Origin of the sequence: Alkalibacter rhizosphaerae, from assembly GCF_017352215.1 — a bacterium.
In the GTDB taxonomy this organism is placed as follows: domain Bacteria; phylum Bacillota; class Clostridia; order Eubacteriales; family Alkalibacteraceae; genus Alkalibacter; species Alkalibacter rhizosphaerae.
This window is the reverse complement of the sequence record NZ_CP071444.1, coordinates 2,269,835-2,285,216: the sequence shown is the minus strand read 5'-3', so window position 1 is coordinate 2,285,216 and position 15,382 is coordinate 2,269,835. Positions and strand designations below refer to the sequence as shown.

The 15,382-nt window shown below is 43.3% G+C and carries 12 protein-coding genes and 1 riboswitch; of the genes, 3 read left to right on the top strand and 9 right to left on the bottom strand.

The annotated features are described in order from the left end of the window. Nucleotides 1–3 precede the first annotated feature (3 nt). Together J0B03_RS11310 and J0B03_RS11305 are read right to left on the bottom strand one after the other, a co-directional pair. A complete protein-coding gene (locus J0B03_RS11310) occupies nt 4–777 on the bottom strand; it encodes a folate family ECF transporter S component (RefSeq protein WP_207299703.1) in 774 nt (257 codons plus the stop codon). Nucleotides 778–834: 57 nt separating this feature from the next. Next, a riboswitch (THF riboswitch) is annotated at nt 835–928 on the bottom strand. A gap of 27 nt (nt 929–955) precedes the next feature. Continuing rightward, nucleotides 956–1,768 (bottom strand): methyltetrahydrofolate cobalamin methyltransferase, encoded by an 813-nt coding sequence (locus J0B03_RS11305; RefSeq protein ID WP_207299702.1) that lies wholly within the window; start codon nt 1,766–1,768, stop codon nt 956–958. Nucleotides 1,769–1,991: 223 nt separating this feature from the next. On the opposite strand from J0B03_RS11305, the gene J0B03_RS11300 reads away from it, so the two are divergent. Beyond that, a complete protein-coding gene (locus J0B03_RS11300) occupies nt 1,992–3,773 on the top strand; it encodes an ASKHA domain-containing protein (protein ID WP_207299701.1) in 1,782 nt (593 codons plus the stop codon). 74 nt (nt 3,774–3,847) lie between these two features. Here the strand turns inward: J0B03_RS11300 and ilvN are convergent, their stop codons facing one another. Together ilvN and ilvB are read right to left on the bottom strand one after the other, a co-directional pair. Continuing rightward, on the bottom strand, nt 3,848–4,345 hold the full coding sequence (gene ilvN / locus J0B03_RS11295; RefSeq protein ID WP_207299700.1) for an acetolactate synthase small subunit: 498 nt from the start codon (nt 4,343–4,345) through the stop codon (nt 3,848–3,850). A gap of 40 nt (nt 4,346–4,385) precedes the next feature. Next, nucleotides 4,386–6,014, bottom strand: a complete 1,629-nt coding sequence (ilvB, locus tag J0B03_RS11290; protein WP_207299699.1) for a biosynthetic-type acetolactate synthase large subunit — start codon at nt 6,012–6,014, stop codon at nt 4,386–4,388. A 167-nt stretch (nt 6,015–6,181) separates the two neighbouring features. On the opposite strand from ilvB, the gene J0B03_RS11285 reads away from it, so the two are divergent. Continuing rightward, nucleotides 6,182–7,309 (top strand): GNAT family N-acetyltransferase, encoded by a 1,128-nt coding sequence (locus J0B03_RS11285; RefSeq protein ID WP_207299698.1) that lies wholly within the window; start codon nt 6,182–6,184, stop codon nt 7,307–7,309. A gap of 39 nt (nt 7,310–7,348) precedes the next feature. On the opposite strand, the gene J0B03_RS11280 is transcribed toward J0B03_RS11285, so the two are convergent. Further along, a complete protein-coding gene (locus J0B03_RS11280) occupies nt 7,349–7,987 on the bottom strand; it encodes a cobalamin B12-binding domain-containing protein (protein ID WP_207299697.1) in 639 nt (212 codons plus the stop codon). 247 nt (nt 7,988–8,234) lie between these two features. Here J0B03_RS11280 and J0B03_RS11275 point away from each other — a divergent pair, with 247 nt between their 5' ends. Then, nucleotides 8,235–8,873 carry a DUF3786 domain-containing protein gene (locus J0B03_RS11275; protein ID WP_207299696.1) on the top strand — a complete coding sequence of 213 codons (639 nt, stop codon included), beginning with the start codon at nt 8,235–8,237 and terminating at the stop codon, nt 8,871–8,873. Nucleotides 8,874–8,910: 37 nt separating this feature from the next. Here the strand turns inward: J0B03_RS11275 and acsV are convergent, their stop codons facing one another. From acsV to acsC, 4 genes are all read right to left on the bottom strand, one after another. Further along, nucleotides 8,911–10,839: a corrinoid activation/regeneration protein AcsV gene (gene acsV, locus J0B03_RS11270; RefSeq protein WP_207299695.1), complete on the bottom strand. Its 1,929-nt coding sequence runs from the start codon at nt 10,837–10,839 to the stop codon at nt 8,911–8,913. Nucleotides 10,840–10,928: 89 nt separating this feature from the next. Next, nucleotides 10,929–13,055, bottom strand: coding sequence for an acetyl-CoA decarbonylase/synthase complex subunit alpha/beta (gene acsB, locus J0B03_RS11265; RefSeq protein ID WP_207299694.1), 2,127 nt, complete (start codon nt 13,053–13,055; stop codon nt 10,929–10,931). Between the two features lie 81 nt (nt 13,056–13,136). After that, a complete protein-coding gene (acsE, locus tag J0B03_RS11260; RefSeq protein ID WP_207299693.1) occupies nt 13,137–13,922 on the bottom strand; it encodes a carbon monoxide dehydrogenase/acetyl-CoA synthase methytransferase subunit in 786 nt (261 codons plus the stop codon). Nucleotides 13,923–14,024: 102 nt separating this feature from the next. Next, on the bottom strand, nt 14,025–15,365 hold the full coding sequence (gene acsC / locus J0B03_RS11255; RefSeq protein ID WP_207299692.1) for an acetyl-CoA decarbonylase/synthase complex subunit gamma: 1,341 nt from the start codon (nt 15,363–15,365) through the stop codon (nt 14,025–14,027). Nucleotides 15,366–15,382: the final 17 nt, after the last annotated feature.

Genomic DNA, 15,382 nt, shown 5'->3' with positions numbered 1-15,382 from the left:
CTCTTAATGAAATATTTTAATATATTTTTGAACACTGAAAATGATTAGCGAAAACAATGGGATCAAGACAAAGTTGGTGATCAGTCTTCCAGGCAGGAAAACAATAAAGCCTTGATCAAACATCATTGACAAAAACCAAGTGTTCAATATTAGCGAAGTAATGATCTGTGTCAGTGTCACTGTAAAGAACACCTTGTCCAAACCAAAGTTTCCGGATGGATTGTCACTTTGGAACTTACTATACAGCAACGGGATCGCTGCAAATCCTAAAACGATCAAGACGTACAAAGCGACGAAGAACATGGACAATTCCGTTCCCAGAAGCATCACTTTCCCATTTTCCAACCCCAGGTTATTTTTAAAAACCAAAACTCCCAAAACCAGAAAAGCCAAAGCAAATACACTGACAATGTTCAATAGGTTGTAGCGAATTTCTTTTTTATCATATTTTTTGGCGATCAAGAATATGACGCCTGGGATCCATCCAGTTAAAGCACTGGATATGGTGAATCCAGGAAAATATGGCCCAGCTGGCTTGATGATGTAACAAAGGATATCGGAAATGGTTCCCGTCACAGCTCCAGCCAATGGTCCGAAAAACATGCCGGACATGACGATAGGCACCGTTGTAAAATTGATTCTCAGGGAAGAAAATCCCGCTAGTGGAATGTACACTTCGAATAAAAGCTTCAGCACAACGCTGATCGCAGTAAACAATCCAATGTTGACAACGGTTTTGGTGGTGAATCTTGTTTTCTTGATTGCAGTTGTTTTCATTATTCTCTCCTTGATTGTCAGAGCGCCTCCTCATCCAATCAAACAAGAGCTTGATCAAACAGCGGAAGCGACAAGAGATCGTGGACTTTCATCCTTCGTTTAAGGGCAACATCCCATCCCTTAACACTTAACGCATCTTGTCTACTCTGCATTATTTATTTACAAACTAGATTATATACTAAATTCGGTCTTTTCGCACGGCCGTATTGTATTTTCTAGTATGTTTGTCTCTTCCAAGCAAGGCTTCTGTTGCAAAGATGGATCCCATGATCTCCTTGTTCAACGGGTCCATGATGGCAGAATCCATGCCTTCATAAATAGCTAATGTCATAAAGTTTTGATTGATGATCTTTCGTTTTGGCATCCCGAAAGAAATATTGCTCAGTCCGGAAGTAAACTTGACCGTCGGATAAATGGCTTTGACCTGTCGCATGGACTCGACAAAATTCAACAGGGAATTATTGTCTGTGGACAATGCCATGACCAAAGGGTCAATATGGATCTTTTCCGGTGTAATGCCGAAGGTTGCTGCCTTATCAATGATTTTTTTGGATATGACAACTCTGGTTTCTACATCCCTGGGTGTTCCATTTTCACTGTCGCAAGTCAATGCGATGACTTCCCATTCTGTTCCTTCGATCAGTGGAAACAATACGTCACACTTGTCCAGGTCTGTTCCTTCGATCCTCTCCAGATTGACAGAGTTGATCAAACCTGGCTTGTTCACCATAGGCATTACTTCTTTGATGAAATATGGGTTTGGGCTGTCGATGCATATGGGGACATCTACTGCATCTTGAACGATGTCGATCAACCATTTTAACGTCTCCACTTCCACTTCCGGTGCCGTGGACGCACAAACGTCGATAAAGTCAGCCCCCGCTTCTGCCTGTTTGATGGCACGTTCACGGATAAAAGCTTCATCCTTGTTCTTGATGGCTTCCTTTACCACGGGTATTGCTCCATTGATTTTTTCTCCAATAATGATCAATGCGTTCCCTCCTCGATAGTTTGTTAAATAATTGTTGATATCGATTTCACCCTGGTCATAAAAAATGTAACCTCACTTGTATATACAAGCTCCTTTACTAGTTTTATCTTATCAAAGTGGATTCTCTTTGTCAATATATTATTTAAACTTGTCTATCCAAGACAACTGGGTTAAAATTGTATTAATTACAAGGTAAATTATATCACAAAAAGGAGACGTATAGATGAGTCAAAACGCGAAAGTTGAATTTCCTTTGTTAAATCGAAGTATTGAAGTGCCGGAAGGAACAAAAGTGTCGGATGCCTGCGCCCAAGCCGGATATCCATTGAACTTGGTATGCGGAGGAAAGGGTACTTGCAAGAAATGTGCCGTTGAGATCGAGGAAAACGGTCAACCAAAAATCATCTTATCTTGCCAAACGACCGTTTACGACGGCATGAAAATCCTTCTGAAGGAAGAAGAACAAAAGGCGCAGATCCTTACTTCCGCTACATTGGATGCCATCGAATTTGAACCCAGTCTCCGTGTGATACAAATCCCGGCTGATAAGTTGAAGGTGTCAATCGGCGAAAACGACTGGGATGTATTAAAAGAAAACATCGGGTCCGATATACAGGAACCTGACCTGGAGGTCCTCCAGCAAATGTCTCTCCATTATCACCACAAGGATGGGATCAAGGTCGTTTTGAACAACAGCAGCATATTGGACGTATTGCCTGGTGATCATAAGAAAGCGATCTATGGCATTGCTTTTGACATCGGTACCACTTCTGTCGTAGGGTATCTATACGACATGGATGAACAGCTGCTTGTCGGAATCGAATCCACCTTGAACAAGCAAACCGAACTTGGAGGAGATGTTATCAGCCGTATCGACCATGTCATCGGCGATATCAACAAACTGCCAAGACTGCAAAAACTGGTGATGGATTCCGTCAATGAAATCATAACCGGCATTTGCAAAGAATATAGCATCAATACAGATGACATCTACTTCGCAAGTGTTAGCGGAAACAGTACCATGCAGCACCTTTTCCTGGGACTATATCCGGAACATTTAGGAAAGGTGCCTTTCAGCAGTACGACCCACAAAGGAGTGGTAACAAAAGCAGATCGGGTGAACTTGAAGATCAATCCCAGGGGGATCGTGTCATTTTTGCCTTTACTTGGAGGCTTTGTTGGCGCAGACACTACAGCCGTTCTTTTGTCTCTTCCCAACGATGGAAATGTCCGATTGATGATCGACCTTGGTACCAATGGAGAAATTGCCGTTGGTCGAAACAAAAAATACAAAGTCTCCTCCACCGCTTGTGGACCTGCACTGGAGGGAGCCGGTATCAAATATGGAATGCGCGGGACCCGCGGCGCCATTGAACGGGTGGATGTGACAGATGATGACATCGAATATAAAGTGATCGGCAACATCAGGCCACGGGGGATCTGTGGTTCTGGCGTCATCGATTTGATGGCCGTTCTTTACCGGGAAGGAGTCGTCAACAAAAGAGGTGCTTTGGTGAGCCCTGAATTGATCGAAAAAAAGAAGTTGGGAGCACGCGTTCAACTTCGGAACAATGCAAAGGTATTTGTGGTAGCTTATGCTTCAGAGTCTGAGCTTGGCGAAGACATCTACTTCTCCCAGGATGACATACGACAGGTACAACTGGCAAAAGGAGCCATCTATACTGGTTGCGTCATGTTGATGGATTCTTATGGTATAAAAGGAGAAGACTTGTTTGAAATCGTACTGGCCGGCGCTTTTGGCAACTACATCGACATCTTCAATGCACAATCCATTGGCATGTTGCCATGGTACAAGGATGTCGCCGTTCGATCCATCGGCAATGCCGCTGGAACAGGCAGCCAGATGCACTTGATTTCCAAAGAAAAACAATTGGAGTGCATCGACATCGAAAAGCAGGCGATCTTTGTCGAGTTGGCCAATGATCCTACATTTGCCAAACAGTACATGAGGAATACCTATTTCCAAAACTTGATCGAAGACTAAGCCATACATATAGAAGAACAGAAAAAAGAAGTGAAGGCAAATGCTTACACTTCTTTTTGTATATGAAACTTGTGTTACTTTTCTTTTAGTACAACACTTCCACGTTGTAATCCCGTAGCACCGGAACGAATGAATTCCAAGACACCATAAGGTTCCATCAATTCCATAAACGCTTCGATTTTTACACCGTCACCGGTCAATTCCAATATCAAGCTTTCCTTCGCCACATCAACGATATTGGCTCGAAAAATATTGGAGATTTCAATGACATTGGATCGGGTGGCGTTGTCTGCTTTCACTTTGATAAACACCAATTCCCGACTGATGGATTCAATAGGTTCCAGCTCCACTACCTTAATAACTTCCACCAGCTTGTTGAGTTGTTTTTTGATTTGTTCCAAGGTCTGTTCGTCTCCTGTTACGACGATCGTCATTCGGGAAAGAGCTTCATCTTCTGTTGTTCCAACCGTCAAACTATCGATGTTAAAGCACCTTCTGCTGAATAATCCGGCGATCCTGCTTAATACTCCAGAATTATTTTCTACTAATAGAGACAATACATGTTTTTTCAATACGCTACCCCCTCTGATTTATATTGAGTTTCTTCAGCGATCACGGCAATGTTCTGGTGTCTGGATGAATGTTGCATTGGATCAAGCACGGTTCGTCATTTTTCAGAACCTGGTCCAATACTTTTTGAAACTCATCGAAACTGGACACTTCGAATCCATTCATGCTGTATGCTTCTGCAATTTTCGGGAACTGTACCTGATAATTCAAGTCGATGGCTGCAGTGTGGCCTTTCCCGAAAATGTCCTGCTGCATTTCCCGAACCAATCCCAACTTTCCGTTGTTCAGCAGTATGATCTTAACACCTGCATTTTGTTCTCGTGCAACTGCCAATTCTCCAATACACATTTGGATCCCGCCATCACCTATAACACAGATGACTTGCCGGTCTGGATTGGCGATCTTTACACCTATGGCGGCAGGCAGGCTATATGCCATGGTACCCAATCCGCCGGATGTCAAAAATTTGCGGTCTTTTCGCAACTGGTAATTCAATGCAGACCAAATTTGATTTTGCCCCACATCTGCCACGAGACATGCATCCTCTTCTGTATTGTCAGAGAGATAACGAATAATGTCCACAGGATGTATGTAACCATTAGGTGCACTTTCTTGGGAGGCAGGCGCATGGTGATCCTTTAGTTCTTGGATCTCATCGATCCATGCTGTGAAATCCATTTGTTCCGCTTTCTCTATAAGTGATCGTAACACGACCTTTGCATCCCCAACGATCGGTAACGTGTATCCCCGATTTTTCCCGATTTCCGCCGGATCGATATCGACGTGAATGAACTCGATTTCCGGATTGAGTTTATAAAAACCAGTTGTGGAACGATTGGACATTCTAGCACCTATAGTAATTAGAAGATCTGTTTTACCAATGATTTCATTTGAATATGCATAACCGTGGCTGCCTACGATACCAGCATACAATGGATGATCCTGCGGAAATCCACCGACACCCATAAGAGAGTTGATGACCGGGATACCCGTCTTCTCCGCAAATATCAAAATTCCCTCTTTTGCTCCCGAAGAAAGTATCCCGCCTCCTGCATATATCACTGGTCGCTTGGCGGCCTTGATCCGCTGAATGGCGCGCTTGATTTGGCCTGCATGCCCTTTGACAGTCGGTTTGTAGCCGATGATATCCACCTTGTCTTTATAATCAAATGCTATTTTTTGTTCCTGCATGTCTTTTGGTATATCAACAAGCACAGGCCCTTTTCTGCCTGTATTTGCTATAAAAAATGCTTCTTTCAGTATTTTAGGGAGTTGGGTCGCATCCTGCACCAGATAATTGTGTTTTGTAAAAGGTTGCGTCGCTCCTTTCATGTCCGCCTCTTGAAAAGCGTCTGTTCCAATGAGGTTTGTGTTTACCTGACCTGTTATGACCACGACCGGTATGGAGTCCATGTATGCAGTTGCAATTCCTGTGATGGTGTTTGTTGCTCCCGGACCCGAAGTGACGATGCAGACACCGACTTTTCCGGTTTCTCTTGCATATCCGCTAGCGTAGTGTACTACTGATTGTTCATTTCGTACCAGTACGTGCTTAATGGGAGAAACTTGAAGCGATTCATAAATGTCGATAACAGCTGCGCCCGGATATCCGAAAATCACATCTGTTCCTTCCATTTCAAGACATTTTACGATGGCATCAGAAGCCTTCATCCCCATCATCTCCTTTTAGGTATTTCTAACTATAATAATAGATGGCAGTTTTAAAGTCAATCTTTTTCGACCTTTTAGTACGCTTGTATTGTTTGTCTTATATTGATATATTAAAAATATTTGTATATAATAAAAAGGTCGACGTTAAAACAACTTGTGAGGTAGCCATGATTACGATCGTAGAAGTCTCGAATCGCTCTCTACTAAAAAAATTTGTACGATTTCCCGTTTATTTATACGCAAAGGATCCGTACTATGTTCCAAAACTTTTTATCGATGAATATCACACTTTGCGCGAAGACATCAATCCGGCATTTGATCATTGCGACGCAAAATACTGGCTGGCATACAAGGACGATCGCATCGTAGGTCGAATCGCTGCCATCATCAATAAATCTTATATTGAGAAATGGAAACGCCCGTACGGTCGATTCGGTTATGTGGATTTTATCGACGATGGATCTGTCGCCCAAGCTTTGTTTCAAACTGCTGAATCCTGGCTGTTGGCAAATGGAATGTCTCACATCCACGGTCCTCTTGGTTTTTGTGATTTGGACCCGGAAGGCATGTTGGTGGAAGGATTCGGTCAAATTTCAACATTCACGACCACGTACAATCACCCATACTACCCAGAATTCATGAAGAACCTTGGCTACGTGAAAGATGTGGATTGGTTGGAATATGAGTTGACAGTACCAAAAGAAGTACCTCCCACTGTAAAGAAACTGGCACAGTGGGCTATGAAAAAATATCGGTTATATATTCCAGACATCAATCGCAAAAAAGATCTCATACCATACATTCCTGCTATCTTTGATTTGATCAATCGAAGTTACGACCACCTGTACGCTGTTACAGAATTGTCAAAAAAACAGATCGAATATTTCACAAAACAGTACATTGCATTATTTTCCGTGGACTTCGTAAAATTGATCCTCAATGAGAACGATGACCTGGTCGCTTTTGGGTTGGCGTTGCCTTCCTTGTCCAAAGCCATGCAGAAGAACAGGGGGCGATTGTTTCCAATTGGTTTTTTATCCATCCTGGGTGCTTTGCGGAAAAACGATCGGGCTGAGCTGCTTTTGATCGGGGTGGACCCGGCTTACCAAGGCAAAGGGGTCAACGCCATTCTCCTAAATCAAATCGTTTTGGACAACCCCATGAAGATCCAAAAAGCCGATTTGAATCCTCAACTGGAAAACAACACACCGGTTCAGTCCCAATGGAAAAACTACACAGTCAAGCAGAACCGTAGAAGAAGATGCTATATAAAAAAGCTCAGGAGAGAGGAATAACCTCCCTCCTGAGCTTTTCTGTTCTATCGTATGATTCGATTATTTGACCCATGCCTGGATGGTTTTTACACCTTCCGCCGCATTTGTTGTGAAAGCATCTGCTCCAATGTGCTCGCAAGCTTCTTTGGTTACAGGGTTTCCACCAATAATGATTTTGACGGAGTCACGAACGCCTGCTTCTTTCAGGGCATCTACGGTATCTTTCATGGATTCCAATGCCAACGTCAAAACGCCGCTCATCCCAACGATGTTCGGTTTTACTTCTTTTACTTTGTCAACAAATGCTTGAACAGGCTGGTCGATGCCTAGATCATAAACTTCAAATCCTGCAGCTTCTGCCATGCTTTTGAATATATTTTTACCAATATCATGCAAATCTCCATGAACCGTTCCCACAATAATGGATCCAACTTTTGTCGTTGTTCCTGATCCGATTACAGGTTTCAATACATCGATTGCTTCCGTCAACAATTCTCCGGCAAAAATCAAATCACCTACAAAGTATTCGCCACTCTCAAAGAGATCTCCAACCATGGCCATTCCTTCTTGGCATGCTTGAACTACCTTTTGGGCTTCTTCTTCAGATGGTTCACTTGCGACGAAATCATTCAGCATTTCCAATACTTTTTCTTCTTCCAATTCACCAATTGCCGTGGTTACTGCTTTCAAATCGATCATTTTATTACCTCCTCAGATTGTATATACAAGTATAGATTACCTGCTTGTTTCTATGTTACATGCTTTATTATTATATGTCAATCCCCTTTTACAAAATATCGATATTTTTTCAACGCAGCAAATATGAATATTATAATTAAGAATTTATTTCATAAAACAAAAAAATAATTAATCTAATGGTAGTTTTTTGAGAAATTTTGCTACTATTATGTTATAATAATAACAAACCAACGAGTGAGGTGCACTGATGAAACCAGAAGCAGTCGTCGAAAAAAGAAAAGATAAAATTCCTTATGAGTACTATAAAAAAGAATTTTCAAAACAATCGATAGCGTCTATTGAAGAAAACACTGGAATTTCTTTTGATAAAGAAAAAAATGTTTTCAACATCAAGCTTCTTACAGATTACTACGAAGTTGCTTATCCGGACGGTGAGGTGACAGGTCCTACCCCCAACACGAAATATGCGTTGAAAACACTTTTATTGCGCTATTTGATCCATGCTCAAGGTACAAAACCTTCCGGAAGGATGATCCACTATCGGGATGTTCCAGATGGTAATATCTATTATTCAAACTTTTATGGCAGATGCCTGCTACGCCTGGCAAAAACCTTTAAAAAAGATCCAGATCTACTGGCTTCGGCTTTGGAATCCATTGGCGGCATCTCCATAGACAAAGCCGACATTTCATATGAAGTACCTTTCATAAACAATGTCAATCTATATGTGCTCTACTGGCGTGGTGACGATGAATTCCCCCCTGCAACCCAGATCTTGTTCAGTGACAATGTGCAATACTATTTCACAGCAGAAGACCTGGCTTTTGTCGGGGACACCCTCAATGATTACGTCCTTCAATTCCTTCTCAGCAAAACCAAAGTGTAAATAAAAAAACACAACAGGCATCTGTTGTGTTTTTTTATTACCTTTTTCCATGATTTGGAAATCGGTTCAAGTCTGTATGAGGTATAAAACAGGCGGAGATAAACTCATCCATATATCCCGAATAAACGCTCAACTCCACGTACGTCATGTTGTAAGCAGAGTTGTCGATATACTCTGCCGCTTTTTTATTGACCAGACTCAAATAACTTCCGGACAAGGAGCTATTTCCGATAAACTCGTATTTCTCCAAAGGAATATCCGGAAATATTCCGATGTTGATGGCATTCTCGATCCCGATGTGGCTTCCGATCCCACCGGAAATCTTAATTTTTTCCAGATCGTCCGGTGCAAAACCCAAACTTTCCAGCAGAGTATGCAGTGCAGAATAAATGGCACCTTTGGCGCGAATGAAATTATCGATGTCGATCTCCGTCACCGCAACTTCTTCGTCGTTGTCGAACTCCCCTTCTTTTGCCAAAACATAGCGTCCGATATCATACTCGTCATAAAGCACTCTCTCGCATGGTTCATCCCGGTTGAATTTGCCTTTTGCATTGATCAGATTCGTTCGTTTTAGTTCGGAGATCAAATCGATGATCCCGGAGCCGCATATACCGTACGGTCGATGTGTGTCAATGACCCGCAAGATCGGCTGGAAGGTTTCGTCTTCGATTTCCACACCTTCGATCGCCCCCAAGGAGGCGCGCATGCCGCAACTTATTTCTCCACCTTCAAAAGCGGGTCCTGCGGAACAGGCGCAGGTCATTAAAAATTCATTGTTGCCAAAAACGATCTCACCATTGGTGCCAAGATCGATCAGCGCTGTCAGGGTATCCGAATCCCGCATTTCTGCAGCAATGACGCCAGCAGAAATATCTCCTCCGACATAGCTGGCCACACTGGGGCTTATGATCACCACGGCATTTTGATTTACCATCAATTCCATTTCCCATGGGAATACCGTTACCTGCCTGGTATCGGTAATAACTGGAATATATGGTTCTCTACGCAGGTAATCCGGATAAATGCCCAGAAAAAGATGGGTCATGGTTGTATTGGCCGACACGCTCATGATCAAAATTCTTTCCGACTCGATTTTTGCCTTTCCGATCAATTCATTGATCAAAGGGTTGATGCTTTCATATATGATGGCATCCCGAAGTTTTTTCAAGCCATCCCCTTTTGTGGCATAGATGATCCGATTGATCACATCGGCCCCATATTTTAATTGAGCATTGGCACTACTGATTTCACGAAGGATCCTTCCCGTTTCCAACTCGACCAGACATGCTGCAACCGATGTGGTCCCGATATCAAAAGCTACTCCGTAGGCTTTCTCATTTTCGTCCCAGGTGATATGTCGAATTCGTATGCTTCTCTCATTGGTGACGGTATAAAACAATGTAATTTTAAAATGATTTTTTCTTAATGCAAAGGGAAGTTTTTTTAATAGATTCAGACTCATTTTTACTTTTGTATAACCCAGTTGAACCCGAATTTCCCGTTTCAGTCGATCATGATCCGATACATTGTCATCCAACGTTGCTTCCGGCAGTTGAATGGTGAGTTTGTGAATGTGAGCCACCTCTCCATGAAGGGCTGCAAATCGGGACCGGAGTTTTTCATATTTCTCCCGATTTTTTTTGTTTCTTTCTGCCGTTTTGATTTTTGCAGCACCTACCAAGCTTGAATCTGGAATGGCAATAGTGATGTCTTCCATCAAATAGGACATGCATGAAAGAACAAATCCTTTATCCTGCCGTTCTTTCGACAATTCACCCATGGTTTCTTTTCGCAAGGATCCTTCTTTTACTTGAACGATGCACTTCCCACAAGTACCATTGCCATTACATGGTGCATACACTCCAATCCCATTGTCTCGCAAAACATCCAACAAATTGTCGCCGAAAGTCCCTTGAATGGTTTTGGTATCTCCGTTTTCTAATATCACAGTGATGTTCAACATAACAATTCTCCTTATAATGTTAGTAAAGGATGGTCCACCGCACAAAAATCCTCGGGGACCACCCTTTGCTCAACATTTAAACGTCTACTCTACATTATTGGATCTTGATCCAAAGCCGGATGTCCAACTTCGCTTAAGAATTGGATCACATCCTCTACGTCTGTCGCAATGGTCTCATCGCATATCATGTCTGTAAAGTTGTCGATATCATACAATTCTTTTGCCGTTTTGTTCAAACGATCTCGAACGTCGTCTTTCAGCTCTTTTGGCATCCAGATGATTCGTCCGATCCCGCCTTCAGCAGCCATAAATTTCTTGGAAGCTATAAAGTGTCGTCCGTGTCCCATGAAACCTGGAGTTTGTACCCCTCCACCGGTCATGGATGCCAGTTCTCCAAAAGTCATTCCGACTGGAGTAGTGGCGCCAAACTCACGATTTACGATGACAACGCCGTTGGCTTCCGGTACAATACCGCAGATGCATTCAAAACAGCCACAAGAGGTCATTGGATCTTCCAAAATACTATACAGGGAAACCCTGGATACAGAGCCCTGTGAAGCCGTATCTACAGCTTTGTTGACTTCACTCCAAATACCCTTCGTTTCGTCTTCCAAGCCTTCTTTCGATACCGGCTGGCAAGCACCTGTTGGATCCAATTCCTTCGTTGCCTTTGCATCCAGCCAGCTCACTGCTCCACAAAGTCCCAGTCTTTCCGGGGTTACAACACATACATGGGCAGGTGCAAAGGACTGGCAAAGCAAACAGGTGTAGAAGGTATCCACGCTTTCATCCGTCAAGGAAGCAAGACGTTCATCTCTTTTTCGATATCTTGGAAAAGCCAGAGACTCCTCCAACTCCTCTACCTTGGACAAGTCCGTGTAGATATGTACAGCACATTTATCAACGACTGTACCAAATTCTTCGTGCATCATGGCATATAAAACTTCTCCAAAATGCTTCAGGCGAAATCCTTTTTCGAAAGCATCCTTGCTGATTCGGATCCAAGCGATGTTTCGCTGTCCTATATGCATGATCCCTTCGATGTAGTTGATGAAGTAATGAAGTCTTCGTTCCAATACCGGCTCAAAGTCTTCCTCCATATTTTTTCCTGCAACTTCTACAACGATGCCCAGCGGCAGATAAACCGGTGGGTCCGTCTCGTCAATGTCCGGTCCGGTCAAGGTGATTTGATGATCCTCGATTTCATCCGGCGTCTTCATGACGACCAGCTCCCACGCCTTGCTTCGCTTGCTGCCGAACTCCGCATAGACAGCATCTTTACGGATCCTCTCCCCTTCAAAAGCTGCAGCAAATGCTACAGGGATATCGATCTCTTTTACTTTTATCTTGATTTCCCGAGTTTCCAGGGATGTTTTTACCGTCAAGCTTCGATCTTTTTGTGTCAATAAAGCACCTGGAACTTCCGGTACATCAATATCCGCAATAACAGGGAATCCCAATGCTATGGCTCCAGCTCCTGCAGAAACGACCACTTCGTTGAGGGGACCAAATGTGTTGACAAAAGCCGGAACACGTTGTTTTGTATATTCCAACAAACCGGCAAGATCTCCAGGTTTCAACGCGCCGAAAATCAGTGCAGCACGAACTGCCACTGAAACAACGTGAATGACCGACGTCACATCATAACCGATCGGTATGACCCTCATTTCCAAACCAAGTTTCACGTCTTGCTCCATGGCCTGGTCAATGGTTTTGCCTACGAGAAATGTAAGCAATCCTTTGGATTGATAGTCCTTAACGATGGCAGCAAGTTCTTCCGGGCTTTCGCTTTCCCCTAAAAGGACAGCAATACCCGGGATATCTCCTGTAACCAGGGGAACTCCCAGGGAACGGATGACTGGATCCGGTACAAATCCAATACCCGGTTCATCCTCATAAGGATCTTCCTGCAGTGCATACTTTACACTTTCAATGATCTCTGCAGAAACAGCAGTAGACAATCCGGCATTCAATGCTTTGCCCAGATCTTCCTCTTCTACGATCAGACTTTTTGCCACGCCCAATGCAGTTTCCAAATCGCCCAATGTGTTGATTTTCATTCCAGTTGCTGAATAGATCACCGGTAAAGAATAAGCCGTGGAAGGAAATGCTACCTTTTGATCTTTTCCCTTTTGTTGGATCGCATCTGCCACCGTTTGTTCCGCCAACCCCCATGCTGCGTTGGATCCAGCGTAAATCAAATCAAACAAACTCATCATTATCCTCCTTCATGGAAATGTTATAATATTATCTTACCTATATTATAACGCTAAACAGGAGCTCATGCACAATCTTTTTTACAGCTCTAAATAGGAATCGGCATACAGGGTTTTACCCAGGATGATGTCGCAAGTTTTAATGGTATCCATCAAGATTTTGTCACATGGGTTTACGATGGCGGAAGTCAGACCACATTGAATGGACATGGCCACCATAACAGAATCCATGGTCGGTCGAAGCGCTTTTGGTGCTCCGTTGGATACATTGCTCAATCCACCTGTGGATTTTAATCCCATCTCGGAAATCATTTGGATGGCTTCCAGCACTTCCACTTGCTTCTCCTGCATTCCTTTGATTACAAGGAACAATGGATCGAACAACATGTCTTCCGGATCCATTCCAGCTTCCATTCCTCTTTCCAGCATTTCTTGGCAAAACATCATCCGCTCGTCGTTGTCTCTAGGGATTCCATCTTTCGCACAAAGTGCAATGGTCATGGCATCATTTGCAGCTGCCAAGTTGATGTTGTCGATTCTGTCTCCTGCATCTGCAGAGTTGACAATGGGCTTGCCTTTGGATCGATCGTATACTTTTATTCCTGCTTCGATGGCTTTCTTATTTGCCGTATCCAAAACCAATGGTACGTTGTCGAATTCACTTTGGATAGCTTGCACGATCCACTGCATAACTTCTTCTCCATCTTTTTCTGCCGGTCCAATATTGACATCAAGATAATGGGCACCTGCATCCAGTTGTTCTTTCGCTCTTTTGAAAATGGGCTCCAAGTCCCGATCTGCGATCGCATTTCGAATTGCTGGTGAGATACAGTGGATTCTTTCTCCGATTACCATAAATTTATCCATGATTTTAACCCCGTTTCTTTTATTTTGTACATACCCCGGCGCAACAATCCTCTGGTTTGTTGCGCCGGTTGTTTTGCATTCAAATACAGCTGGTTGTATGTCTTATGCCAATTCTTTCAAAAACTTGGGAATTTGCATTGCTTCGTCCGGTCCGACGATGATTTCCCAACCTGGAAGCTCTTCTTCCACATCCCCTTTAAGTACAGCTACCTTGCCAGGGAGCACTAAACGTTTTTTGGTCAATTTTTCTTCCAAGCCACTTTCTTTGACGGCATTGCGGATGACGCTTCCACCCAATTTGCCTGCTGCCCAGGATGTCAGAACTGAGTACCCGCCTGCATCAGGGATCAAAAGATATGCCGGAGCTTTTGAACGATCGATCTCACCGGATACTACGAAGTATGTCAAAGCAAAGTCTACTGTCAACAATACTGGAGAATCTTCTTTTGGTGATCCGAAATTGTATACTTTTGGTTCTACACGCATCGGTTTTTGCGGATCCGTATAGATGTTCTGGCGCAACCCAAACAGCGGCAAAGCTTTGCTGTATTCAAGATCGCTAAGAACGATAATGGAACCATACCTTAGAACAAACGCAGAAGCCAGTGCCGTTTCCATATAAGCATCTCCACCTGCGATCTCGTTGACCATGACGATGGATGGATATCCAAAAGTTCGGTCGCCTCCGGTTATCGCAGCACGTCGTACTTCCACGGTAGATTCAAAAGCTTCCCCAGCGTTTTTCCCTGTCGTGTTGAGGATCAATTCCTTGTGACCCGCTTTTTCAGCTACTTGGACCAAGTCGTACAAGTTTTCCAGTGTGTCTGCTTCCAGACCCAATGCGATCTTATATGCTTTTGCCAATTCGACAAAACCGTCAATGTTGTCCTTGTTCGCCCCTAAAAGGACCGGGTTGGTGTCTTTTACTTTTTCCAAAGCTTCCTTGGCTATATCTGCATCCTTTGTTTGGATCAACACGACCTTGTTCAAGGGCGACAACTTGTCGATCAAGGCCAAAAAAGCTTCCTTGTTCTCAACGCATTTTACCAGGACCGCTTCTGCATTCATTTGCTCGCCGATGCGCTCATAATCCACTTTTTTGATATTTGCAATTTTTCCATCGACAACAGCATCGTCCATGGTATCATCAAATCCAATTGCAACAACCGGCTTGTTCACCAATGTTTTTTCATGGCGATACAAAACGGTTTCCCCTCCGATTTTTCTTTCTGCTTCTCCTTTGCCTATGACAAAAGTTTTCATCGGCGGAGCTGTTGCATCCGACAATTTTTCTTTTGCTTCGTCTGAAATGTACGGACATTTTTCTATTTCGACAGCGCCAGATGCCACTTTCATGCTGAAAGCCATGCAAGTAGGGAATCCGCATTCCTTGCAATTTGTTCTAGGTGTAAGTTTAAAAATTTCCAGTCCGGTCAAACCCATTTTATATCAACCTCCGT

Bases quoted from the DNA above. Each gene is read 5' to 3' on its own strand.
- J0B03_RS11275 (WP_207299696.1), top strand. From the start codon at position 8,235: ATGAAACCAGAAGCAGTCGTCGAAAAAAGAAAAGATAAAATTCCTTAT.
- J0B03_RS11285 (WP_207299698.1), top strand. From the start codon at position 6,182: ATGATTACGATCGTAGAAGTCTCGAATCGCTCTCTACTAAAAAAATTT.
- J0B03_RS11300 (WP_207299701.1), top strand. From the start codon at position 1,992: ATGAGTCAAAACGCGAAAGTTGAATTTCCTTTGTTAAATCGAAGTATT.
- J0B03_RS11310 (WP_207299703.1), bottom strand. From the start codon at position 777: ATGAAAACAACTGCAATCAAGAAAACAAGATTCACCACCAAAACCGTT.
- J0B03_RS11280 (WP_207299697.1), bottom strand. From the start codon at position 7,987: ATGATCGATTTGAAAGCAGTAACCACGGCAATTGGTGAATTGGAAGAA.
- ilvB (WP_207299699.1), bottom strand. From the start codon at position 6,014: ATGAAGGCTTCTGATGCCATCGTAAAATGTCTTGAAATGGAAGGAACA.
- acsE (WP_207299693.1), bottom strand. From the start codon at position 13,922: ATGGATAAATTTATGGTAATCGGAGAAAGAATCCACTGTATCTCACCA.
- acsV (WP_207299695.1), bottom strand. From the start codon at position 10,839: ATGTTGAACATCACTGTGATATTAGAAAACGGAGATACCAAAACCATT.
- acsC (WP_207299692.1), bottom strand. From the start codon at position 15,365: ATGGGTTTGACCGGACTGGAAATTTTTAAACTTACACCTAGAACAAAT.
- acsB (WP_207299694.1), bottom strand. From the start codon at position 13,055: ATGAGTTTGTTTGATTTGATTTACGCTGGATCCAACGCAGCATGGGGG.